Here is a 21,862-nt window from a genome sequence, read left to right as displayed (position 1 = left end):
GCGCGATCACCGCGGGATGGACGCTCGTACTCCCGGCATGGCCGAGTTGGACGGAGTTCCGGACGGGGCGGTCGTGGTGGATGTCCTGCGGGCCTTCACCGTGGCCGCCTGGGCGTTCGCCCACGGGGGCGTTCGACGCGGTGAACTCGCCGGGGCTGCTGCGGGCTGATCAGGTCCAGATCGCCTCGGCCAGCGACACCCCCACGAACACCGCGCCCAGCCCCGCCACGATGCTCGCGACCACGTTCGCCGCGGCGAAGAAGCGGGCGCCGGACTCGGCCAGGCGGAGGGTCTCGTAGGAGAAGGTGGAATATGTGGTCAGGGCGCCGCACAGGCCCGTGCCGAGGAGGAGCTGGACCGCGTGCGGGGCGGCGCCCGCCGAGGTCGCGCCGGTCAGGGTGCCTAGGATCAGACAGCCGGAGACGTTGACCGTGAAGGTGCCCCAGGGGAAGACGGTGTCGTGGCGGCGCTGGACCGCCAGGTCGGTCAGGTAGCGCAGGGGGGCGCCGACGGAGGCGCCCAGGACCACCCAGAGCCAGTTCACCGGCCGGCCTCCCGGTCGCGGCCGACGTAGCGGATCACGTCGCAGTCGTCGAGGATGACCAGGCCCTCGCCGACCAGCTCGTCCAGCTCCGGCAGGAAGGCGCGGACGCGTTCCTCGTCGTCCACGATGAAGACCACCACCGGCAGGTCCTCGCTGAGGGAGAGGAGGCGCTGGGTGTGGATCAGCGAGGACGCGCCGAAGCCCTCGATGCCCCGGAAGACCGAGGCGCCGGCCAGCCCGGCGCGGTGCGCCCGGTGGACGATCTCGCTGTACAGGGGCTTGTGGTGCCAGACGTCGTTCTCGCCGATGAAGATCGATACGCGCGTCGCGCGCCCGGTCAGTCGCGTCATGCCTGCCTCCGAGCCACCAGCCGGCGCGTCACCCACGCCGCGCTCCACACCGCCGCCAGGGCCGCCACCAGGGTCAGGGCCAGGTAGGCCAGGCCCGCCCCGGGACGCCCCGCGTCCACCAGCTTCCGGATGTCGACCGCGTAGGTCGAGAACGTCGTGAACCCGCCGAGCACCCCGGTGCCGAAGAACGGCCGCACCAGCCGGTGCGCCGCCCACGCCTCGCTGATGACGACCATGAAGACGCCGATGATCGCGCAGCCGAGCACGTTCACCCAGAGGGTCGTCCAGGGGAAGCCCGTGGGCGGTGTCGTCCAGAGGAGGGACGCGCCGTAGCGGGCCGAGGCGCCGATCATGCCGCCGAGGGAGACGACCGCCACCACCGGGGCCTGGGAGGGCCAGGAGCGGGGGCGCTGCGCGGGGACGTGCAGGTCGACGTCCGGGTCGGTGGGCTCGCCCACGGCCTGGGGCTGTGAGGGCTTCATCGGGGTCATCGGGGTGCGTCTCTCCTACTCGCCGGGCGTCGCCCGCCGGTGGCGGGGCGCGCGTGATCGCAAGTAGGGACCGTTGGCGGCATCCTCGCCGCGGTTCGGGTACGGCGGGCCCCACCGCCGCGCGACCGCCCGTCACCGGGCCGCCGCCGCTGCCAGCGTACGTCACGGTCCGAGCGGTCACCCCCGGGAGGTGAGCGCCCGCTGCATCAGCACCGTGTCCACCGCGCGGCCCAGCTTGTGCCCCACGCCGGTCAGCCGGCCGGCCTCGGCGAAGCCGTGGCGCCGGTGCAGCGCGGTGGAGGCGTCGCCGCCGGTGTCCGCGATCACCGCGATCACCTGGCGGACGCCCGCCGCCGCGCAGCCGTCGAGGACACCGGCGAGCAGGGCGCTGCCCAGGCCCCGGCCGGTCCGGGCGGGGGCGAGGTAGACCGAGTCCTCGACGGTGTGGCGGTAGGCCGGCTTGGGACGCCAGGGGCCCGCGTAGGCGTACCCGGCGACCTCGCCGTCCACCTCGGCGACCAGGAAGGGCAGGCCGCGCCCGGTCAGGTCGTCCAGGCGCCGGTGCCAGTCGGCGGCCGGGGGCGGGGCCTCGTCGAAGGTGGCGACCGTGTGCCGGACGTAGTGGGCGTAGATGTCGGCCACCGCTGCCAGGTCGGCGGGGGCGGCGGGCCGGACGGGCGGCACGGTCACGGCGGTTCCTCTGTTGGGGCCACGGGCGCCGGGCGGGCGTTTCTCCGGATGGCGCCGGTCGTTGGGACGGGCATGATCAAGCAGCTTGCCACCGTCACCGTCCTGGCCGCCAGCGTGCTGGCCGCCGCCCCCGTCGCCCAGGCCGCCGCCCCGGCCGCGCGGCCCGGACCGTCCGCCGGCGTGCCCGGCGCCCCGCTGCTCGACGGCCTCCTCGGGATCCTCGAGGTGGGTCACCCGGCCGCGTCGGCGCAGTCGCTCGTCCCCGGGGGCGTGCTGGGCCGCTGACCGGCTCAGCTCTCGTCGTCGGTCTCCTCGCGCTCTCCCTCGGCCTGCGAGGGCGTGGTCTGCGCCGGGTTCTGGCCGCTGGTGACCCGCGGGTCGTCGTCGCGCTCGCCCTCGGCCTGGGACGGGGTCTGGTCGCTCATGAGGGCCTCCTGCGGGGGAAGGGGCGGGTCCCGGCCGAGTACCCCGCCCCCGGCGGTCAGTCCGTGCCCCGCCAGATGTGCGGCTCCACCCCGTCGTCCTCGGCCTCACCGGCCAGCAGCGGGGTGGCGTACCCGGCGTACCCCCGGGGCCCGGAGCGTGCGGTCGCCTCCGGTACCGGTTCGTCCTCCTGGATCTCCGTGACGCCCATCCGACGCCTCCTCTCAGCGCTGGTGCGCCCAGCGTGCCGCAACCGTCCCGAGGCGCGGTCGAGGACGGCAGGAGGGCGGGCATGGCCGCAGGTCACAGCGGCGACAACCAGACCGTCCTGTTCCAGGTGCCAGTCTCCGGCCCCGGCCCGGTCCCTGTCCCCATAACGCCCCCCGCGACCTCCCCGTCGTCCGCGACAGCCAGCCGCACCCCCTCCCGCCCGTCCGGCAGCGCCACGCCCGCCTCCACGGTCACCGCCACCCGTGACACACCGGGACGCCCCGCCGCCGCGCCCAGCGCCGCGCGCAGCGCGTCCAGCAGGCTGTCGGCCACCGGGTCCGTGACCCGCGTGTCGACGGCCCCGGTGAACTGCGCGGACGGCGGGAAGCCGAGCCGCGCCGCCGCGACCGCCGTCTCCCGCAGCACCCGCCCCCGCAGCCCGGTGGGCGGGTCGGCGGGGGGCTGCTGGAGCGCGAAGATCGTCGTACGGACCTCCTGGACCGTGGAGCGCAGCTCCTCCACCGCCCGGCCGAGGGCCTCGCCGACGTCGTCGGCGCCCGGGCGGCGCCGGGTGGACTCCAGCATCATCCCCGTGGCGAACAGCCGCTGCACGACGAGGTCGTGCAGGTCGCGGGCGATGCGGTCGCGGTCCTCGTAGACCGCGAGCCGCTCCCGGCGGCGCCGGGCGTCGGCGAGGACGAGGGCGAGCGCGGCCTGCGAGGCGAACTGGGAGGCGAGGAGCCGCTCCAGGGCGGTGTACGGCCGGCCGCCTCGGCGGCGGGGGAGGGCCAGGGTGCCGATCAGCCGCCCGTTCGCCTGGAGCGGCAGCATCATGCTGGGTCCGAAGCGGTGCCGCACGTGGGTCGTCATCCGGGGGTCGGTCGCCGAGTCGGTGAGGAACACCGGCTCTCCGCCGAGGAGTTGGGTCAGCACCGGACTGCCCGGTTCGATGGTCGTGCCGACGATGCCGGCCGGGTCGTCCGGCGTGGAGGCGGTGACGATCTCCATGCCGCCCTCGGGGGTCGGCTGGAGGATCACGCCCGCGGACGCGCCGGCCAGCAGGCGGGCCCGCTCGGCCACCGTCATCAGGGCGTCCTCCGCGCTCTCCCCGGTGAGCAGGGCGGTCGTCACGGCCGCCGCGCCCTCGATCCACCGGGCGCGCTGCCGGGCCCGCTCGTAGAGCCGGGCGTTGCCGATGGCGATGCCGGCCTGCGCGGCCAGTACCTCGAGCAGCCGGCCGTCCTCGACGGTGAACGGGGCGGCGCCGGGCCGGCCGGTCAGGCACAGCTCGCCGAACTCCTCCGCGCCGACGTGGATCGGCGTCCGCAGCCCGGGTGCGCGCCCGGCGTCGGCACCGCGGGCCTCGACGGGCGTACGGATCGGGTCAAGACCGTCCCGCGCCGGGTCGGCCGGCACCAGCTCCGCCTCCGCCGCGCCGGTCAGCTCGGCGGCGCCGGCCACGATGTGCCGCAGCGTGCCCGGCAGGTCGAGGGCGGTGCCGGTCTCCAGGACCGCTTCGAGGAGGCGGGTGAGCCGGGAGGGGGAGGGGGCGCTCATCCGATCGTCCCGGCATCGGAATGGTCGGGCACCCGGGCGGACCGGCGCGGCACCCCGCTCAGTCCGCCAGCGGGTCGAGGACCAGCGGCTCCACCCGGCCCTCCAGCATCGTGCCGAGCCCCTGCACCGCGCACACGTCCGGCCGCTCCGCGATGTGCACCGGCATGCCGGTGGCCTGGCGCAGCATCTGGTCGAAGCCCGGCAGCAGCGCGCTGCCGCCGACCATCATGATCCCGCGGTCCGCGAGGTCGGCCACCAGGTCGGGCGGGCAGTCCCGCAGCACCTTGCCGATGCCGTCGAGGACGGCGGTCAGCGGCGTCTGGATGGCGTTGCGCACGGCGGCCGTGTCGACCTTCACCGAGCGGGCCAGGCCGGTCGCGACGTCCCGCCCGTGGATCTCGGTGGACGCCGGGCCCTGCGGGGTCAGCCCGTTGCCGGACAGGGCGAGTTGGAGCGGGCGCACCGACTGGCTGGGCAGCACCAGTTCGTGCTGGAGGCGCAGGTGCTGCACGATCGCGTGGTCGACGGCCTGCCCGCCCACCGGGATGCGCTCGGCGGTGACGATCGAGCCGAGGGAGAGCACCGCGACCTGCGTGGCGTGCGCCCCGCACACCATGATCATGGTCGCCTCGGGCTGCTCCACAGGCAGCCCGCAGCCCACCGCGGCGGCGATCAGCGTGTCGACCAGCTCCACCCGCCGGGCGCCGAGGCCGACCAGCGTCTCGATGGCGGCGCGCTGGGCCAGCGGGTCGGCGTCGTGCGGGGTGCAGGCGGCGGCCCGCAGCCGGGGCTTGCGGCGCAGCGCGCGGCGGATCTTGTCGCCGAGCAGGTGGCGCAGCATGCGCTGGGCCATCTCGATGTCGACGACCGTGCCGTTGGAGATGGGCCGCACCACCCTGATGTAGCCCGGCGTCCGGCCGGTCATCCGCTCCGCGAACTCGCCGACCGCGATCAGCGCGCCGGTGCGGGTGTTGACCGCGGCGGCCGACGGCTGGTCCACGACGAGCCCGGCGCCCTTGACGTAGACGCGGGTCCGCGCCGCGCCCAGGTCGACGGCGAAATGGCAGCGCCGCAGCTGCTCCAGAGTGGCGGTCATGGCGGATCCTCCCGAGAGCGCTGACCGTGCGGGGCCCGCCGGACGGCCGGCCTCCCTGGCATCGTGCGCGCGACGGTGCCGGGGCGCCGCCGGGAGGGGGCCGGGCGGGGGGCCGCCGAATGGGGGTTTGCTCTCCCCCACGCCCTGTCTGGCGGGAACATGCCAGGGCGCCATTCCGCCATGTCCCGTCAACAGCCTCGCAACACAGGCCCCCTGACACTCTTCGCAGCACTCGTCAGTGACGTGAAGCACCGACGTGAAGCACCGATGCGAAGTGAGGCGTGGATGAGCAGACGACCAGTCAGACGCGCGGCGGCCCTCCGGTCGGCGGGACTGTCGGCGGGATTGCCGGTGGGACTGTCGGCCGGCCTGGTGATCGCGCTGTCGCCGACCGGCATGGCCGCCGCCCAGTCACCACCCGGCGGGATCTCACGGGCCCCGGTATCCGCCGGCACGGCCCACGCCCCGGCGGCAGCCGCCCGCACCGTCACCCTCGTCACCGGCGACCGCGTCACCGTCACCGACGCCGACGCCGGCGGCGGCAAGCGCACGGTCGCCGTCGAGCGACCCCCGGGCGCCACCGGCGCCGTGCGCACCCAGGACGCGAACGGCAGGCTCACCGTCGTCCCCGACGAGGCCCTGCCCCACCTGCGGGCCAAGACCCTCGACCCCCGCCTGTTCGACGTGGACGAACTGCTGCGGCAGCACCTCGCGGACGCCGACAACGATGCCCTGCCGCTCATCGTCACGTACGACAAGAAGGCTGCCGTACGCACCCCGCGCGGCGCGGACACCGTCCGGGGCCTGCCCAGCGTGCACGGCGCCGCCCTCGCCGCCGACAAGGGCAACCGCACCCTGTGGCGGGAGTTCACCGCCCCGGGCAGCGCCATCGACAAGATCCGCCTCGACGGCAAGGTCAAGGCGGCCATGGCCGAGTCGAACGCGCAGATCGGCACCCCCGAGGCATGGCAGGCCGGCCTGACCGGCAAGGGCGTCACCGTGGCGGTCCTCGACTCCGGCGTCGACGCCGACCACCCCGACCTGGCCGGCCGGATCGCGCAGAGCCGCAGCTTCATACCCGGCGAGGAGGTCGCCGACCGGCACGGCCACGGCACCCACGTCACCTCCACCGTCGGCGGCAGCGGCGCCGCCTCCGACGGCAGGGAGAAGGGCGTCGCGCCGGGCGCCACGCTCGCGGTCGGCAAGGTCCTGGACGACTCCGGCTCGGGCAGCGAGTCCGAGATCATCGCCGGCATGGAGTGGGCGGCCCGGGACGTGCACGCCGACGTCGTCTCCATGAGCCTCGGCTCGCCCGAGGCCAGCGACGGCACCGACCCGATGGCGCAGGCCGTGAACACCCTCTCGCGCGAGACCGGCGCGCTCTTCGTCATCGCCGCCGGCAACACCGGCGCCCCCTCCTCCATCGGCTCGCCCGGCGCCGCCGACGCCGCGCTGACCGTGGGCGCGGTGGACTCGGCCGACGAGGCGGCGTACTTCACCAGCGCGGGCCCCCGCTACGGCGACCACGCCCTCAAGCCCGACCTGTCCGCGCCCGGCGTCGACATCCTCGCCGCCCGCTCCCACCTCACCGAGGGCAGCGGCGACTACACCACGATGAGCGGCACCTCCATGGCCACCCCGCACATCGCGGGCGTCGCCGCGCTGCTCGCCGAGAAGCACCCCGACTGGACCGGCGCGCGGCTCAAGGACGCGCTGATGTCCACCTCGAAGGTGCTGGACGACTCCGCCTACCGGCTCGGTGCGGGCCGGGTCAGCGTGCCCGCCGCGATCGGCGCCGACATCACCGCCACCGGCAGCGCCGACCTCGGCTTCCACGCCTGGCCGCACGACGACGACCAGCCGGTGCGCCGCACCCTCACCTACGCCAACTCCTCCGACGCGCCCGTGGAGCTGACCCTCGCCGTCGAGGGCGCCCCCGCCGGCGTCGCCGCACCGGCCGACAGCCGCCTCACCGTGCCGGCCCACGGTTCCGCCACCACCACCCTCACCGGGAACAGCGGCCCGGCGCCGGCCGGCGAGACCAGCGGCCGGGTCGTCGCCTCCGCCGGCGGCACCCCCGTCGCGCACACCGCTTTCGGGCTGGTGAAGGAGGAGGAGCGCTACACCCTCACCGTGCACGTCAAGGACCGGGCCGGCGCCGCCACCGCCGCCGACCTGGTGGTGCAGCAGCTCGCCGCGTATGTCGACCCCTTCCCCGCGTACGTCGGCGACTCCGGCACCCTCGCCCTGCGCCTCGCGCCCGGCACCTACCACCTGGCCTCCTACCTCGACGTGCGGGGCAGCCACGGCAAGGACTCGCTCGGCATCGGCCTGCTCGCGGCGCCCGAGATCACCCTCGACCGGGACCGCGAGGTCACCCTCGACGGGCGCGAGCTGCGCGAGATCCGCGCCGACGTCGACAGGCGCACCGAGATCCGGCAGCTCCTCATGGAGTACGACCGCAAGGCGAACGACGCCGACTTCTTCAGCGCCGTCCAGGTCCCGCTGAAGTACGACAGCGTCTTCGCCGCGCCCACCAAGAAGGTCACCCGGGGCTCCTTCGAGTACCGGACCGTGTGGCGCCTCGGCAAGCCGCTCCTCGACGTGGACGGCGTCCGGGAGGCCGTGGTCCAGTCCGGCGGCACCCTGCCCGAGGGCCGCCGCCGGCTGTCGCTGGTGGACGTCGGCACCGGCCCGTTCACCGGGGTGCGCGGCAAGGCCGTGCTCGCCCGGCTCACCGGGGGCACCGAGCCGGCCGCCCTCGCCCGGGCCGCCCAGGACGCGGGCGCCGCGGCGCTGTTCGTCACCGACGACGCGCCGGGCCGGCTGACGGCCTGGTGGGGCACCGACGACAACGCCGACCGGCCGCTGCTCATCGCCACCGTCAACGCCGCCGACGCGGCCCGGCTGCGCGCCGGCCACCGCGTCGACCTGACCGGCACCCCCGACACGCCGTACCTGTACGACCTGTCCGAGGGCCACCCGGGCGCCGTGCCCGACCGCGATCTGACCTACCGTCCTGGCCGCCGCGACCTGGCCACCCTGCACACCGAATACCACGCGGCCCAGCCGACGGACGGCGGCGAGTTCCGCTACTCCCTCACCGACACCTTCACCCTCGGCCTCGGCTTCGCCGAGCGCATCGCCTACCCGGCCGAGCGCACCGAGTACGTCTCCACCGGGCCAGGACAGCTCTGGCTCGAGTCCGTGCGCACCGCCGACGAGGCGCTGGAGGAGCGCGGCGGTCTCGTGCGCTACCGGGGCGGCAGCAGCCAGGACCTCGACTGGTTCAAGCCCGTCTGGCACCCCTGGCTCGGCACCGGCCTCGGCTGGGGCCAGCAGCGCGCCGGCGACCGGATGCAGTTCAACGCGCCCGGCTGGGGCGACTCCGGACCCGACCACACCGGCTTCGGCGACGTCTACAGCGACACCAGCGGCATGAGCCAGAAGACGGCCGTCTACCTGGACGGCGCCCTGGTCGACGACAGCGCGTCCTCCGTCGCCTACGTGGACGAGGCGCCCGCCGACACGCACACCTACCGGCTGGTCACCGACACCGCCCTCGCCCCCGACCGTTGGCCGCTCGGCACCCAGGGCCACGCCGAGTGGACCTTCCGCTCCGCGGCCACGCCCGAGGACCGGTGGACCTTCCTGCCGCTGATCAACCTCGGCCTCGACGTCGACACCGACCTCGCCGGCCAGGTGCGCGCCGGGCACAGGGTGAGCGTCGGCCTCGGCGCGGAGTACGTCGTCGGGGCCGCCGGCACCGGGCGGATCACCGGCGGCACCCTGGAGGTCTCCTACGACGCCGGCAAGACCTGGCGCGAGGTCCGGCTCAGCGGCCGGGCCGGCGACTGGCGGGGCACGATCGACGTGCCGCGCGGCGCCGCGCACGTCTCGCTGCGGGCCACCGCGCGGGACGACCGGGGCGGCTCGGTCCGGCAGGAGATCGTGCGGGCGGTGGCGGTGCGCTGACCCGTGGGGCGCTGGGTCACGACCGGTCCAGCGCCCGCTTCATGATCTTGCCCATGTCGTTGCGGGGCAGCGCGTCGAGCAGGCGCAGCACGCGGGGCCGCTTGTGCGGGGCGAGCCGGGCGGCCACGTGGTCGGCCAGCTCGCGCAGCTCGGGCGGCCCTTCGGGGTCCGCCGGCACCACCCAGGCCACGATCCGCTCGCCCAGGTCCGGGTCGGGCTCCCCGGTGACGGCGGCCTCCAGGACCGCCGGGTGCTCCAGGAGCGCGTTCTCGATCTCGCCGGCCCCGATCTTGTAGCCGCCGCTCTTGATCAGGTCGGTGGCCTTGCGGCCGACGATGCGGACGTACCCGTCGGGGTCGCGCACCGCCATGTCGCCGGTGCGGAAGAAGCCGTCGGCGGTGAACGCGGCGGCGGTCGCGTCGGGGCGGCCCAGGTAGCCGGTGAACAGGTTCGGGCCGCGCACCTGGATCTCTCCGACGCTCTCCCCGTCGTACGCCGCCACCGGGCTGCCGTCCTCCTCCACCAGCCGCAGCTCCACGCCGGGCAGCGGGACGCCCACCGTGCCGGCGCGGGGCTCGCCGTCCGCGCGGACGCTGGTGTTCATCAGCGTCTCCGTCATGCCGTACCGCTCGATCACCCGGCGCCCGGTCGCCGCGGCGATCCGCTCGTGGTCGTGCACCGGCAGCGCGGCCGAGCCGGACACCAGCAGCCGGGCCCCGGCCAGTGCCTTCGCCAGCTCCGGGTCGGCGGGCAGGGCCTCGGCGATCCGGTGGTACATCGTCGGCACCCCGAACAGCATCGTCGCGCCCGCCGACAGCTCCCGGGCCACGCCCCCGGTGTCGAAGCGCCCGAGGTGCCGGACCTCGCCGCCGCGCCGCAGCGGGCCGAGCACGCCGAGGACCAGGCCGTGCACATGGAACAGCGGCAGCGCGTGCACGAGGACGTCCGCCTCGGTCCAGTCCCAGGCGTCGGCCAGCGCGTCCAGGGTCGAGGCGAGGGCGCGGCGGGGGAGGACGGCGCCCTTGGGCGGGCCTGTGGTGCCGGAGGTGTAGACGACCAGGGCGGGGGCGTCCTCGTCGGCGGGCTCCTCGGGGAGCGGGCCGGTGGCGCGCACGTCGACGTCCGTGCGGGGGAGGCCGGACAGCGCGTCCGGGAGTACGTCACCGGGGGCGGCCAGCACCAGGGTGGGGGCACTGTCGGCCGCGATGTGCGCCAACTCGGCCGCGCCCGAGCGCGGGTTGAGCGGCACGGCGGCGACGTCGGCCAGCAGGGCGCCCAGCACGGCGACGGCGGTCTCCGGCGCCGGCGTGGCCCACACGGCGACCCGCCCGGTGCCGCGCACCCGCTCCCCGACGGCGCCGGCCGCGGCGGCCAGCTCGGCGTAGGTCAGGGTCCGGTCGCCGAAGCGGAGGGCGGTGCGGGAGGCCGCGCCGGGGCCGGGGGCGGCGGTGAGGGGCGGGAAGAGGGCGGGCATGCGGCGTCTCCTCGGGTCGGTCGGGGTGCGTGAGCGCGTCCCCCGTTCCTACCCTGCCGCCTCCTCGCCCACCGCCGTCCGCTGCAACAGGCCCCACGTGAACTCCGCGACCACCTCCCGCACCGCCCCCGCCCCGTCCGGCGCCCGGAAGGCGAGCCCCCAGCGGGTCGGGGCGGAGCCCTGGAGCGGGCGGGCCGGCGCGAAGGCGCGGGCGGCCTCGTCGACCGTGCAGGACCAGGGCGCGAGGTCGTCCAGGGTGCGCAGGTCGGGCCCGGCGGCGCCCGGGGCGCGTACCAGCCACTCGTTCCAGACCATCCCGTCCGCCGCCACCAGCACCTCGAAGCGCAGGTCGGGCCAGAGCGGCACCGGCCAGCGGCGCGCCTCGCACTCCAGATCGCCGATCCGGCGCGGCTCGGCCGACTCGGGCTCGCCGAGGACCTGGCGGTAGCGGGCGGCGGCCGAACGGGAGCGCGGCGAGCGGACCATGGCCTGCCAGCGCTTGTTGGCCTCGCGCATCCGCCCGGCGGAGGCGCCGAGTTCGTGGCGGGCGGCCTCCACCAGGCCGGGCTGGTGGTCGGCCATGCGGCGCAGCAGCACCAGTTGGAAGTCGAGCGGGGTGAACGGGGGCATGCGTCCATGGTGACCGGGCGGCGGCCGTGCGCGCGGGACCATTGCCGGGACGAACGGGCCCTGAGTACGCTGCGTTCGCGATTCCGATCACCTGTTGGTATGTCGAACGAACGACGGAGGGGGATGCGCACGTGGGACGCCTCGTGCCGGCCGTGAGCCGGGCGCTGGACATCCTGGAGCTGTTCCTGGAAGGCGACGGCACGCTCTCCGCGCCGGAGATCGTGCGCCACCTCGGCCTGCCGCGCACCACCGTGCACGAGCTGGTCGCCACCCTCACCGCCCGGCGCTACCTGGTGCCGGCCGCCGACCGGCCCGGCCGGTACCGGCTCGGTGTGCGGCCGTACCAGCTCGGCGCCCGCTACGCCGAGCAGCTGGACCTGGCGGCGGAGGGCGAGCAGGTCGCCCGGAGCGTCGCCGAGACCTGCGACGAGACGGTGCACGTGGCGATCCTGGAGGACACCGACGTCATCTACGTCGCCAAGGTCGACTCCACGCACGCCGTGCGCATGGTCTCCGCGGCGGGCCGCCGGCTGCCCGCGCACTGCACGTCGGTCGGGAAGATGCTCCTCGCCTCGCTGCCCGAGGCGGAGCTGGCCGCCCGGCTGCCGGACGGCGCCCCGCTCGCCGCGATGACCCCGAACAGCGTCACCGACCCGGCGGAGCTGCGCGCGGCCCTGGCCGGGGTGCGCGAGCGGGGGGTCGCGGTGGAGAACCGGGAGTCCAACCCGGACGTCTCCTGCGTGGCCGCGCCGGTCCGCGACCGCACCGGCACGGTGGTCGCCGCGCTCTCCGTGTCGGTACCGATGATCCGCTGGAGCGAGGAGCGCCGCGCCGAGCTGGAACACCTCGTCGTCAAGGGCGCCGCCGACCTGTCCGGGCGGCTCGGCCACCGGGGCGCGGCGTGAACCGGCCGCCCGCCCACGACGTCGCGATACGGGCTGCCGCGGCGCTCGGCGAGGGCCCGACCTGGGACCCGGCGGCCGAGCGGCTGATCTGGGTGGACGTGCTCGGCGCCCGCGTGCACACCTGGCACCCGGCCACCGGCCGGCGCACCGTGCGCACCACCGGGCAGCACGTCGGCGCCGCCAAGCCGCGCGCCGGCGGCGGCCTGGTCCTCAACCTCCGGGACGGCGTCGGCCTGCTCGACCCGGGCACCGACGTCTTCCGCTGGCTGCACCGCGAGCGCGTCCCCGGCCGCCGCGCCAACGACGCCGCCGTGGCGCCCGACGGCAGCCTCTGGGCCGGCACCATGCGCTACGACGAGGCGGCCGGGGGAGGCACCCTGGCCCGCCTCACCGGCGAGGGCCGGGTGAGCGCCGTCCTGGACGCGGTGGCCGTCAGCAACGGCATCGGGTGGAGCCCCGACGGGCGGCTGATGTACTACGTCGACTCCCCGACCCGCCGCGTCGACGTCTTCGACCACGACGCCGAGGGGCGGCTCACCGGCCGGCGCCCCCTCGCCGCCGTGGAGGAGGGCGCCGGCTTCCCCGACGGGCTCACCGTCGACGCGGACGGCTGCGTGTGGGTGGCGCTGTGGGAGGGCGGGGCGGTGCGCCGCTACACGCCGGCCGGCCGCCTGGACCGGACCGTCCCCCTGCCGGTCCGCCGGGTGACGGCCTGCGCCTTCGGCGGCCCGTCCCTCACCGACCTCTACGTCACCACGGCCCGCACCGGACCGGCCGCCCCGCACCCGCTCGCCGGCTCGGTCCTGGTCGTCCCGGACGCGGGCACGGGCCTGCCGCAACCGGCCTTCGCCGGCTGACCCCGCGAGAGGCGCGGGTTCAGACCCCCACCCGGTCCAGCCCGCGCAGGACCTCCCGCTCCTCCCGCGTCAACGGCGGCTCCGCGGCCGGCGGGAGGGCCGCCCCGGTGAGGGTGGGCAGCAGGACACCGGGGCGCAGCACGCGGCCCGGGCCGGCCAGGAGGCTGGTGACGTCCCACAGGGCCGCCGCCACCGGGTACGAGCCGGTCGCCGTCCGCGTCATGCGGCGGGTGTACGCGGCCACCAACTGGTCGGCGGCGCCCGGCTTCCCGCCCCGCGTGGCCGGGTACCGCACGTCCTGGCCGACCGCCACCGCCCAGGCCGCCTCCACCGACCGGGCGGCCCCGCGCCGCACCCGCCGGGCGAGACCGGGCGCGGCCGGCCCGTCGCGCCGCACCTCCCGCGCGAGCACCCCGGCGCCCAGCGCGGCCACCGACATGCCCTGCCCGTAGGCCGGGTTGAAGGTGGCCAGCGCGTCGCCCAGGACGACCAGGCCCTCCGGCCAGTCCCGCACCTTCTCCACGTACCGCCGCACATTGCTGGTGGAGCGGCTGACGTGCACGCCGGTCAGCGGCTCGGCCCCCGACACCAGGCGGCCGACCAGGGGGTCGGGCAGGTCGAGGAGGTAGCTCAGGAAGCCGTCCGGGTCGGCCGGCGGCTCACCGCCCCGGGTGCCGGCCAGGCTGACCATCCACTGCCCGTCCTCGATGGGCAGCACCATGCCGCTGCGGCCCGGCCGGGCGGCGTACGGGTCGGCCTGCACGACCGTCAGCGGGAACCGCTCGGCGCCCTCCGGCACCCGGTAGACGCGGGTGGCGTTGACCAGCCCGGCGTCCACCGTGCGCTCCCTGACGCCGGTCACGCCCAGCTCCGCCAGCCAGGCGAGCACCCGCGTACCCCGCCCGCTCGCGTCCACGACGAGGTCGGCGTCCAAGACGTCCGCGCCGTCACCGCCGTCCGCGCCGTCCGTCCCGTCCGCCGCCGTCACCCGCACACCGCGCACCCGCCCGGCGTCGCCCGTGAGGGCCACCGCGCCGCCCCGCCGTATCGTCACCCGGCCGTCCTCCAGGACCGCCGTGCGCACCACCCAGTCCAGCAGTGCCCGGCTGCACGTGACCATGCTCGGCCCCGGGTGCCGCCAGCGCCGGTGCCAGCCGTCGGGGGTGCGGGCCAGCATGCCCGAGCCGAGCGGGATGTCGTGGGCGCCGGCGGCCAGCAGCCGCTCGCCGAGGGCCTTGCCCGGCACCAGCTCCTCCATGGCCGCCAGGCCCCCGGCCATCAGCAGATGGGCGTGCCGGCCCTGCGGCAGCCCCTTGCGGTGCTCGGGCCCGTCGGGCAGGTCGTCGCGCTCCAGCAGGACCACCTCGTCCACGGCGGCGGTCAGCGCCGCCGCCGCCAGCAGTCCGGCCAGTCCGGCACCGATGACGACAGCTCTGCGGGTCATGGATCTCCTCGGGTCTCGGGGTCGTGGCCGGCCGGCCTGGGAATCACGGCTGTCCGGCTAGGGGGTCATGGCCGTCGGCCGCGGCACCCTGGCCGTCGGCCTCGGGAACGCGGCCTTCCGGCCTCGGGAACGCGCACCGCCGCCAGGTCAGCCGGCCGGCGACCGGTCCAGGTTCCGGGCCAGCTCCACCAGACCGCCGGGCCCGGTCACCTCGGTGGCGTGCAGCCGGTAGGTGCTGGGCCGGGGCGGCGGCTCCTCGCGCGCGGCGGCCCGCTGGGCCGCGTCGGCGAGCATCGCCGCCTCCGCCGCGAGCCGGGCCTCGTGCGCGGAGCGCCCGGCGCGCAGCGCGGCGGCCCGCTCGCGCTCGCGCACCCGGTCGTCGAAGTAGGGCGCGAGCGCCAGCAGGGCGTCGTGGATGGACACCTCGCGCCACTGGAGCCGCTCCCGGGGCAGCTGCCACCACGCGGCGGGCGGCTTCGGCGCGGTCGGCGCGAACCGCAGCAGCCGCCACAGCGGCCCCAGGCGCCGGTAGTCGTCGAGGCCCTGCCACTGGGCGACGGCCGCCGGCAGCAGCCGGGGCAGCACGAAGCCGGCCGAGAAGGTCAGGGCGCCGAGCGAGGCCATCGGCGGGGCGAGGTCGGTGGACAGGAAGTCGAGGTCGTGGCCGGACCAACGGGCCGCCACCGCCGTGTACTTGGCGAGCTGGAAACCCACCACGTCGAGCAGGCTGCCGATCAGGATCAGCCGCAGTCCGAGCCGCAGCAGCCCGGTGACCTCGCGCGCCCACCGCGCGCAGACCGCGCACATCACCAGCGTCGCGGCGCTGTGCCCGGCGAGATAGAGCAGGATCATCTCCCGCATGTAGCGGGTGTTGGCGTAGTACGTGTCGAGGTCGGTCAGCCGCTCGGTGTCCGGGTCGGCCAGCAGGAACAGCACCACGATCGCGACGATCAGCACCGCGTAGGCGGCCACGCAGCGCAGCACCCGGCGCCGCACCCGCGCCCGCGGCCCGCCCCGCCAGTTGACCAGCAGCACGAGCAGCGCGCAGCTGTACGCGGAGAGCATGCCGTACGTCAGCGGCGCGCCGAAGTTGGGTACGCCGGTGAGGTCGTTGACGACGGCCAGCGTCGCCGGGGCGGCGCAGACCAGGACCGAGGCGCCGAGCAGGACCGCCGCGCAGGTGGACAGGGCGAGCGGCGCGCGCACCGGGGTGCGGGGCCGGCGCAGCAGCACCAGGGAGGACAGCGCGAACGCCCCGGCCGCGAGGTACACCACCACACTCACCGCGCTCGGCCTCCCTCGCCCCGGGTCACTGGCTGCCCGCCGCGGTCGCCGTGCCGGGCTCCGGGACGGCGACGGGCCCGGCGGCCAGCGCGTCCGCGATCCGCACCAGCACGGCGGGATCGGGCAACCGCTCCGGCAGCCGCGCCGCGCCGGACACCGCGGGCGCCTCGGCCCGCCCCTCGTCCCGTACGGCCGCCGTGACCACCGCCGCCCACGCCGCGCCCTCGGCCCGCCCGGCGTCGCCCGTCGCGCGCAGCGCGGCCTCGCGGGTGCGGTCGTAGAGCGGGCCGTCGAAGCGGGGGGCGAGGTGGGACAGCGCGTTGTGGACGCTGGTCCGCCGCCACATCAGGAGGGCGGCCGGCGAGGCGAGCCGCGGCCGGGGCAGCCGCAGCGCGTGCGCGACGAGCACCCCGTCGAGCAGCCGCTCCAGCGGCGCGAGGCGCGCGTACGTCCGCCGCGCCCGCCGCTCCTCGGCCAGGCGCGGGGCGAGCAGCGGCACCAGCACCCCGGCCACGGTGAGCACGGCGCTGACCGCGGCAGCCGCCGGCGACACCCCGGTGACCAGCACCGACCAGTCCCGTCCTGCCCAACGGGCGCTCACCGCGGCGAGCTTGGACACGCTGTACCCGGCGTTGCACAGGGCCCCCGCGCCGAGCAGCCCGAGCCCCACCCGCAGCGCGCCCCGCACCTGCCAGGACCAGCGCAGCGCGGACACCGTGGTGACGGCGACCGCGGTCAGGTGCGCCACCAGGTACAGCACGATCATCTCGCGGATGAACGGCGTCGTCGCGTAGTAGGTGTCGAGATCGGTACGCCGCTCCACCCCCGCGTCCCCCAGCGCGAAGAGCACCGCGATCCCCAGCACGACGAGGACGTAGGCGAGCACCCACCGCCGCGCGGTCACCCCCACCCGCGGCCCGCCCCGCCAGTGCACGACGAGCACCTGCGCCGCGGCCCCGTACGCCGTGATGGAGGCGTAGGTCAGCGGCGCGGCCAGGTTCGGCACCCCGGTCAGCTGGTTGACGGCCCCGACGGTGGGCGGGGCCCCGAGGAAGAAGCACAGCCCGGCGAGGCCGAGCACGGCGCAGATGGCCCGCAGATAGGGATCCCCCCGGTGCCGCACCAGATCGGGCGCCTTGACCAGGAGCCCCAGCCACAGCACCCCGCAACTCACGTAGTTCACGGTCCCGTTCACCCGCGCGGCCCCCGGTAGTTGAGCGCGGCCCCGATCCGCCCCGCCAGCCCGTCGGCGTCCTCGCCCCCGGCCGCCGGTTCCCCGGGCTCCTCCAGCCACCCCCGCAGCCGCCGCCCCATCAGCATCCCGAACCGCTCGGCCTCCTGCTCCTCGGCCACGCTGAAGTCGGTCCGCGCCGCGACCGCCAGCGGCACCCCGTCCGCCTCGCGCACACCGTCCCCCTCCCGCCGGTGCATGTGCCACACCTCATGGCAGAGGATCACGATCTGATGCCACAGCGCGGCCCGCCCGTCGACCACGATCACGTCGTACTCGGCCGCCTCCAGCCACAACCCGCTCCCGAGCTGCGGCGGAAACGCCTCCCGGCGCACCACGATCTCCCGCCCCCGCCAGTCGGCCACCGCCGCGACCAGCCCGTCGAACACCGCCTCGGGCTCCGCGGGCACGGGCACCCGTATGGACTCGACGAGCACGTCGGCGAGCCGCCGCATCTGCCGGTTGGTACGCACGGTTCTCCTCCCGCCCCTCTCGTCCACCGGACGCCAAGACTAGGGCGCTCCCGGCGCCCCGGACAGGGCGGAGCCCAGGAGGGTGAGGTGGGGGGTGAGTGGGTGGGTGGGGGGTTCGCCGTCCGAGAGGACGGCCAGGGCGAGGGTGTTGGGGGTGGCCCGGGGGTGGAGGAGGCCGGTGGGGAGGACGAAGGTGTGGGGGGCGGGGGTGGTGTCGCCGGTGTGCTGGCCGAGGTTCCAGCCGTTGAGGAAGACCTGGACGCGGTCGGTGCCTTCCAGGGTCAGGCCGAGCGAGGCGTCGACCTCCGGGGGGACGTCCAGGCGGAAGGAGGTGCGGTACCAGGTGACGCCCTGGCGGCCGGGGGAGCGGGGTGCGTCCACCGGCTCCCAGTCCGCGTCGTCGTGGTCGGGGAGGTGCCAGCCCGAGCGTTCGCCGTGCAGGCCGCCGGTGTTCAGGGGGCCGCGCACCGGGTCGGCCGCCGCCGCGCCCTGTAGGCGCCAGCGGGCCCGCGGGGCGGCGCCGGTGAAGTCGGCCGAGGTGAGGCCGCGGGCGGCCCGGGGGGCGTCCTCGTCCTGCTGGGTGCGGCGGACCAGGACCGAGAGGACGGCCTCGTCGGTGAGCAGGGGGTTCCCCGGGGTGGGGAAGCGGGCCGTGGCCCGCCAGGTGCCCGGGGTGTCGGCGGAGGTGTCCTCGGCGGACACGCGGTGCGTGCCCAGGGGGGTGCCGTCCAGCCAGGCCATCAGCAGGCCCTGCGCGCCGGTGGCGTAGGACAGGGCGACGGAGCCGAGGCCGGCGGCGCCGGTGAGGCGGGCGCGGTACCAGACGTCGCCGTGGTGGAAGCCGTGGGCGCCGGCGTCCAGCACCCGGCCGGCGGTCGGCCAGGCCGAGTCGTCGTAGCCGGGCGCCGACTCCGGGTTCTCCGCGCGGCGCCGCCAGGGGCCCAGCGCGGGCGGCGCCAGGTCGGGGACGCCGGGCAGCCGGGCGGTCGTCACGAGTCCGCCCGCGCGGCTGGCCGTGGTGGCCACCCGGGCGCCGTTCCAGGTGACGTCCGTGATGCCGCGCGGCGCCCACACCTCCAGGTCGCACTCGCCCACCGTGTCGCCGGTCAGCCGGACCGTGTCGCCGTCCAGGTCGGCCGAGCGCAGCAGCCCCGGACCGCGCACGAGGACGCTGCCCGTGGGGGTCTGCCGGGGCCACAGCCGCAGCGAGTAGGCGTCGTCGGTGAAGAACAGCAGCAGCAGCCGGTCGGAGTCCGGGTTGCGGACCCGGACCCGGGTCAGCGTGCCCGCCGCCAGCTCCACCGTCACGTGCAGCTTGCCCTGGTCGTACGCCCAGGCGCCCTCCTCGTCCAGCCGGACCGTCCACGGCTCCTGCGGGCAGTCCAGGACGACGTGCGCCATCTCCCCGGGCCGGCCGGTGAAGACGGCCAGGTCCACGCGGCCGACCTTGAGCGTCATCATCGGCTGCACGGTGGCGTACGCCAGCTTCCGCCCCTGCCCGAGGTCGAGCCCGGTGGCCAGCAGCCGCGCGTCCCCGGCGGGGACGGTGACCTTCACGTCGGTGCCGGCCATCCGCACCCGGGAGGTGACGGGCGCGGCGGAGTCGTTGCGCAGCACGTACGCCTCGGCGCCGGTGTCCGGATCGGCCAGGTGCCGCACGTCCAGGCCCGGGGCGGCGACCTCGGCGGCGGGCTCCAGGCGGGCCAGGTCGGGGACGTGGCGCAGCAGGTGCCCGACCTGGTGCAGCGGCACGAGCCGCTCGGTGGGCCGGCGGGCCTCGTCGATCCCCGCCGTGGGGTCGTACTCCGTGCCGGGCGCGGACGACGCGGCCAGCCACCCCCAGGACGAGCCGCCGAACACGGTGTTCACGGAGTGCAGCGTGACGCCGTCGGCGACGTCGCCGAGCAGGGCCCGGCGCGCCGCGGCGACGTCCCGGGGCCGGCGCACCTCGCCCCAGGCGGGCGCGGAGCCCTCGTGCAGGACGGGGACGTCGACGCCGTCGGCGCGGACGCGGTCGCGCAGGGCGGCCTGCTCCGCGGGGTGCGGGGAGTCGAGGCGGTAGAGCAGCACCGTGCCGGTGCCCCGCGTGTACAGGTGCCGGGCGGCGACGGCGTTCACCCGGGACAGCCACTCGCCGGCCTGCCGCAGGTACTCCGGCTCCCCGGGGCGGGCCGTGAGCCAGCCCGGCAGCCCGCCCGAGTCGACGCCGGCGCCGATGCGCGGGCCGGGGCGCAGGACGACGTAGAGGCCCACCTCCGCGGCGGTGCGCAGGAACCCGCCGAGGTCGCGAACGCCGGTGAAGTCGTAGCGGCCCGGCGCGGGGGAGTGCGTGTTCCAGGCGAGCGGGACGGTGACGGCGTTGCAGCCGTGCGCCCGGATCTTCTCCAGCACGTCCCGCCACAGCGCCGGGCTGGGCAGCCGGAAGGGGTGCAGCTCCCCGGACCACAGCACCAGGCGCCGGCCGTCCACCACCAGCGCGTCCCGCTCCACGGCGACCCGGTGGCGCACCCCGTCGGCCGCGGGCGGCCCGGGCTGCCCGGTGGGTACGGGGCCGTAGGCGCCGGCCTCGGACGGCACCTCGCTCATGCTGCCGCCCAGCGCGAGGCCGAGGACGGAGCTGCCCGCGAGGGCGCTGAAGACGCGTCTGCTGAGCCCCAAGGGAGTTGCTCCTGTTGCCGCCGGTACGGGTGCCGCGGCGCGCGACGGACCGCGCGCACCCGGACATTGTCCCAGCGTTCCGGTCCCCGTCGGCACACGGGCACCTCGGGGCCCACCAGATGGCCTCCCGTCCGGTGCGCCCCGGGTCCGCTCGGGTCTCGGTCCGCGGGCCCGGCCCGTCCGGCCCGGGCCCGCGGACGGATCGTCGGCTGCGGGTCCGTCGTGGCTGGTCGCGCCCGCGCGGCGGAGCCGCAAATGGACACAGCCCCGCGCCCCTAAAGGGCGTCTCCTCGACCTCCGTGGACATGCCGCGACGTCGACTCCGGGCGGGCGGCCACGACCCGGGTGCGCAGGCCCGCCCCGTTGGTCTCACCGATCAGCCGGTCCACCGCCGCCGTACCCGAGCTGTAGCCTCCCGTCACCCTGCCCGGGCGGTAGCCCCCCGAAGCACCCGGCGCCTCCCGCGAAACCCCCGCCCCCGCCCCGTACAGCACCCCCTCCAGCCCCGACACCAGCCGCGCCGCGTCCGCCTCCGGGCGTACCGCGAGCCGTAGGAAGCGGCTGGAGGAGCCGAGCAGGTCGCCGCACTCGCGGACCAGCACCCCGTGCCCGGACAGGAGCCGGTCCCGCACCACCGTCCCCTCGGCGCCCACGGGCAGGCGGACGGAGAGGTAGTTGCCCTGCGACGGGTAGACCGTCAGGCCGGGCAGCGCCGCGAGCCGCCTGGCCAGCGACGCCCGGTCCCGCCGGACGCGCCGCAGGCTCTCCGCGTACGCCGCCCCGTGGTCGCGCAGCATGAACACCACCTGCTCGGCGACGGAGTTGAGGTTCCACCGCGGCAGCGCATCCCGCACCCGCCCGGCGAGGGCCGGGTTCGCCACCAGGTACCCGCAGCGCACGCCGGGCAGGCCGAGGCTCCTGCCGAGGCTGCGCAGCACGACGACGTTGGGGCGCAGCACCGCCTCCCGCACCGCGCTCGGCTCGGCCTCCGCGTCGGCGAACTCCAGGAACGTCTCGTCCACCACGACCAGGTCGAGATCGGCCAGGGCGTCCAGGAAGCGCACCACCGCCGCCCGGGGCAGGAAGCCGCCGTCGGGGTTGTTCGGGTTGCACAGCACCGCCACCCGCGTCCCGCGCGCCCGCACGAAACCGGCGTACCGCTCCGGGTCCAGGGCGAAGCCGCCGGACTCCTGGAGCGGGAACATGTCGACCCGCTTGCCGCTCTCCACCGCCTGCTCCGTCCAGCGGCCGGAGACCGGCACGGGGACGGCCAGGGAGTCGCGGACCAGCAGCCGGTCCAGCCAGGTGATCAGCTCGGTGGCCCCGTTGCCCGGCACCACGCACCGCGGCGGCAGCCGCAGCAGCCCGCCCAGCTCGGCGGCGACGGTGTCGGCGCCGGCGGGCCGGCGGGTGAGCAGCCCGGGCAGCAGCGCCGCCAGCTCCTCGAACAGCGCCGGCGTCGGGAAGTACGGATTGCCGGGGAGGCGGAAGTCGACCGGCCCGGCCGCGTCGCCGCCGCGGAAGAGCGAGGTGACGTTGCCGGACAAGGCGCCTCCGAACCGACGGGGTG

20 protein-coding genes and 1 pseudogene are annotated in these 21,862 nt (G+C 76.5%); 5 read left to right on the top strand and 16 right to left on the bottom strand.

What is annotated here, in order from left to right:
* Positions 1-16: 16 nt before the first annotated feature.
* Positions 17-127: pseudogene (locus ACGFZL_RS01235) on the top strand (2-phosphosulfolactate phosphatase); the annotation flags it as partial.
* A gap of 42 nt (positions 128-169) precedes the next feature.
* On the opposite strand, the gene crcB (ACGFZL_RS01230) reads toward ACGFZL_RS01235, so the two are convergent.
* From crcB (ACGFZL_RS01230) to ACGFZL_RS01215, 4 genes are all read right to left on the bottom strand, one after another.
* Positions 170-544, bottom strand: coding sequence for a fluoride efflux transporter CrcB (gene crcB / locus ACGFZL_RS01230; protein WP_393688070.1), 375 nt, complete (start codon positions 542-544; stop codon positions 170-172).
* Positions 541-894 carry a DUF190 domain-containing protein gene (locus ACGFZL_RS01225; protein WP_355166461.1) on the bottom strand — a complete coding sequence of 118 codons (354 nt, stop codon included), beginning with the start codon at positions 892-894 and terminating at the stop codon, positions 541-543. Before ACGFZL_RS01225 ends, crcB (ACGFZL_RS01230) begins: the two co-directional genes overlap by 4 nt.
* Positions 891-1,376 carry a fluoride efflux transporter CrcB gene (gene crcB, locus ACGFZL_RS01220; protein ID WP_393688650.1) on the bottom strand — a complete coding sequence of 162 codons (486 nt, stop codon included), beginning with the start codon at positions 1,374-1,376 and terminating at the stop codon, positions 891-893. Before crcB (ACGFZL_RS01220) ends, ACGFZL_RS01225 begins: the two co-directional genes overlap by 4 nt.
* Positions 1,377-1,562: 186 nt before the next feature.
* Entirely contained in the window at positions 1,563-2,075 is a 513-nt protein-coding gene (locus tag ACGFZL_RS01215) for a GNAT family N-acetyltransferase (RefSeq protein WP_393688067.1), read from the bottom strand.
* A gap of 72 nt (positions 2,076-2,147) precedes the next feature.
* Here ACGFZL_RS01215 and ACGFZL_RS01210 point away from each other — a divergent pair, with 72 nt between their 5' ends.
* Positions 2,148-2,360: a hypothetical protein gene (locus ACGFZL_RS01210; protein WP_393688065.1), complete on the top strand. Its 213-nt coding sequence runs from the start codon at positions 2,148-2,150 to the stop codon at positions 2,358-2,360.
* A gap of 5 nt (positions 2,361-2,365) precedes the next feature.
* Here ACGFZL_RS01210 and ACGFZL_RS01205 read toward each other — a convergent pair whose 3' ends face one another.
* The 4 genes from ACGFZL_RS01205 to ACGFZL_RS01190 form a co-directional block, all read right to left on the bottom strand.
* Complete coding sequence (locus ACGFZL_RS01205; RefSeq protein ID WP_393688063.1) at positions 2,366-2,500, bottom strand: hypothetical protein; 135 nt, start codon at positions 2,498-2,500, stop codon at positions 2,366-2,368.
* Positions 2,501-2,556: 56 nt separating this feature from the next.
* Positions 2,557-2,709 (bottom strand): hypothetical protein, encoded by a 153-nt coding sequence (locus ACGFZL_RS01200; protein ID WP_355166471.1) that lies wholly within the window; start codon positions 2,707-2,709, stop codon positions 2,557-2,559.
* A 92-nt stretch (positions 2,710-2,801) separates the two neighbouring features.
* Positions 2,802-4,265 (bottom strand): GAF domain-containing protein, encoded by a 1,464-nt coding sequence (locus tag ACGFZL_RS01195; protein WP_393688060.1) that lies wholly within the window; start codon positions 4,263-4,265, stop codon positions 2,802-2,804.
* Between the two features lie 58 nt (positions 4,266-4,323).
* Complete coding sequence (locus ACGFZL_RS01190; RefSeq protein WP_393688058.1) at positions 4,324-5,361, bottom strand: rod shape-determining protein; 1,038 nt, start codon at positions 5,359-5,361, stop codon at positions 4,324-4,326.
* A 285-nt stretch (positions 5,362-5,646) separates the two neighbouring features.
* Between ACGFZL_RS01190 and ACGFZL_RS01185 the strand changes: the two genes are divergently transcribed.
* Positions 5,647-9,336 (top strand): S8 family serine peptidase, encoded by a 3,690-nt coding sequence (locus tag ACGFZL_RS01185; protein WP_393688055.1) that lies wholly within the window; start codon positions 5,647-5,649, stop codon positions 9,334-9,336.
* A gap of 16 nt (positions 9,337-9,352) precedes the next feature.
* Here ACGFZL_RS01185 and ACGFZL_RS01180 read toward each other — a convergent pair whose 3' ends face one another.
* Together ACGFZL_RS01180 and ACGFZL_RS01175 are read right to left on the bottom strand one after the other, a co-directional pair.
* Positions 9,353-10,810: an acyl-CoA synthetase gene (locus tag ACGFZL_RS01180; RefSeq protein ID WP_393688053.1), complete on the bottom strand. Its 1,458-nt coding sequence runs from the start codon at positions 10,808-10,810 to the stop codon at positions 9,353-9,355.
* A gap of 48 nt (positions 10,811-10,858) precedes the next feature.
* Positions 10,859-11,440, bottom strand: a complete 582-nt coding sequence (locus ACGFZL_RS01175) for a hypothetical protein (protein WP_393688051.1) — start codon at positions 11,438-11,440, stop codon at positions 10,859-10,861.
* Positions 11,441-11,571: 131 nt separating this feature from the next.
* On the opposite strand from ACGFZL_RS01175, the gene ACGFZL_RS01170 reads away from it, so the two are divergent.
* A complete protein-coding gene (locus ACGFZL_RS01170; protein WP_393688049.1) occupies positions 11,572-12,345 on the top strand; it encodes an IclR family transcriptional regulator in 774 nt (257 codons plus the stop codon).
* Positions 12,342-13,202: an SMP-30/gluconolactonase/LRE family protein gene (locus ACGFZL_RS01165; RefSeq protein WP_393688047.1), complete on the top strand. Its 861-nt coding sequence runs from the start codon at positions 12,342-12,344 to the stop codon at positions 13,200-13,202. Before ACGFZL_RS01170 ends, ACGFZL_RS01165 begins: the two co-directional genes overlap by 4 nt.
* A 19-nt stretch (positions 13,203-13,221) precedes the next feature.
* On the opposite strand, the gene ACGFZL_RS01160 is transcribed toward ACGFZL_RS01165, so the two are convergent.
* The 6 genes from ACGFZL_RS01160 to ACGFZL_RS01135 form a co-directional block, all read right to left on the bottom strand.
* The gene (locus tag ACGFZL_RS01160; RefSeq protein ID WP_393688045.1) at positions 13,222-14,646 is read right to left on the bottom strand and encodes an NAD(P)/FAD-dependent oxidoreductase; all 1,425 of its coding nucleotides are present in this window, start codon (positions 14,644-14,646) and stop codon (positions 13,222-13,224) included.
* A gap of 147 nt (positions 14,647-14,793) precedes the next feature.
* Entirely contained in the window at positions 14,794-15,930 is a 1,137-nt protein-coding gene (locus ACGFZL_RS01155) for an MAB_1171c family putative transporter (protein WP_355166489.1), read from the bottom strand.
* Between the two features lie 25 nt (positions 15,931-15,955).
* Positions 15,956-17,113, bottom strand: coding sequence for an MAB_1171c family putative transporter (locus ACGFZL_RS01150; RefSeq protein WP_393688042.1), 1,158 nt, complete (start codon positions 17,111-17,113; stop codon positions 15,956-15,958).
* A gap of 8 nt (positions 17,114-17,121) precedes the next feature.
* Positions 17,122-17,634 (bottom strand): toxin, encoded by a 513-nt coding sequence (locus ACGFZL_RS01145; RefSeq protein ID WP_393688040.1) that lies wholly within the window; start codon positions 17,632-17,634, stop codon positions 17,122-17,124.
* A gap of 39 nt (positions 17,635-17,673) precedes the next feature.
* Positions 17,674-20,292 carry a beta-galactosidase gene (locus ACGFZL_RS01140; protein ID WP_393688038.1) on the bottom strand — a complete coding sequence of 873 codons (2,619 nt, stop codon included), beginning with the start codon at positions 20,290-20,292 and terminating at the stop codon, positions 17,674-17,676.
* Positions 20,293-20,567: 275 nt separating this feature from the next.
* The gene (locus ACGFZL_RS01135) at positions 20,568-21,839 is read right to left on the bottom strand and encodes a pyridoxal phosphate-dependent aminotransferase (protein WP_393688036.1); all 1,272 of its coding nucleotides are present in this window, start codon (positions 21,837-21,839) and stop codon (positions 20,568-20,570) included.
* Positions 21,840-21,862 lie beyond the last annotated feature (23 nt).

This window comes from Streptomyces sp. NPDC048182 (genome assembly GCF_043202555.1).
In the GTDB taxonomy this organism is placed as follows: domain Bacteria; phylum Actinomycetota; class Actinomycetes; order Streptomycetales; family Streptomycetaceae; genus Streptomyces.
Note: the sequence above shows the minus strand (reverse complement) of the source record. Positions and strands in the feature narration are given on the sequence as shown.

Excerpts from the sequence above, each read along its gene's own strand:
- ACGFZL_RS01225 (WP_355166461.1), bottom strand. The coding sequence starts at position 894 with ATGACGCGACTGACCGGGCGCGCGACGCGCGTATCGATCTTCATCGGC.
- crcB (WP_393688650.1), bottom strand. The coding sequence starts at position 1,376 with ATGAAGCCCTCACAGCCCCAGGCCGTGGGCGAGCCCACCGACCCGGAC.
- ACGFZL_RS01210 (WP_393688065.1), top strand. The coding sequence starts at position 2,148 with ATGATCAAGCAGCTTGCCACCGTCACCGTCCTGGCCGCCAGCGTGCTG.
- ACGFZL_RS01205 (WP_393688063.1), bottom strand. The coding sequence starts at position 2,500 with ATGAGCGACCAGACCCCGTCCCAGGCCGAGGGCGAGCGCGACGACGAC.
- ACGFZL_RS01200 (WP_355166471.1), bottom strand. The coding sequence starts at position 2,709 with ATGGGCGTCACGGAGATCCAGGAGGACGAACCGGTACCGGAGGCGACC.
- ACGFZL_RS01195 (WP_393688060.1), bottom strand. The coding sequence starts at position 4,265 with ATGAGCGCCCCCTCCCCCTCCCGGCTCACCCGCCTCCTCGAAGCGGTC.
- ACGFZL_RS01190 (WP_393688058.1), bottom strand. The coding sequence starts at position 5,361 with ATGACCGCCACTCTGGAGCAGCTGCGGCGCTGCCATTTCGCCGTCGAC.
- ACGFZL_RS01185 (WP_393688055.1), top strand. The coding sequence starts at position 5,647 with ATGAGCAGACGACCAGTCAGACGCGCGGCGGCCCTCCGGTCGGCGGGA.
- ACGFZL_RS01180 (WP_393688053.1), bottom strand. The coding sequence starts at position 10,810 with ATGCCCGCCCTCTTCCCGCCCCTCACCGCCGCCCCCGGCCCCGGCGCG.
- ACGFZL_RS01175 (WP_393688051.1), bottom strand. The coding sequence starts at position 11,440 with ATGCCCCCGTTCACCCCGCTCGACTTCCAACTGGTGCTGCTGCGCCGC.
- ACGFZL_RS01160 (WP_393688045.1), bottom strand. The coding sequence starts at position 14,646 with ATGACCCGCAGAGCTGTCGTCATCGGTGCCGGACTGGCCGGACTGCTG.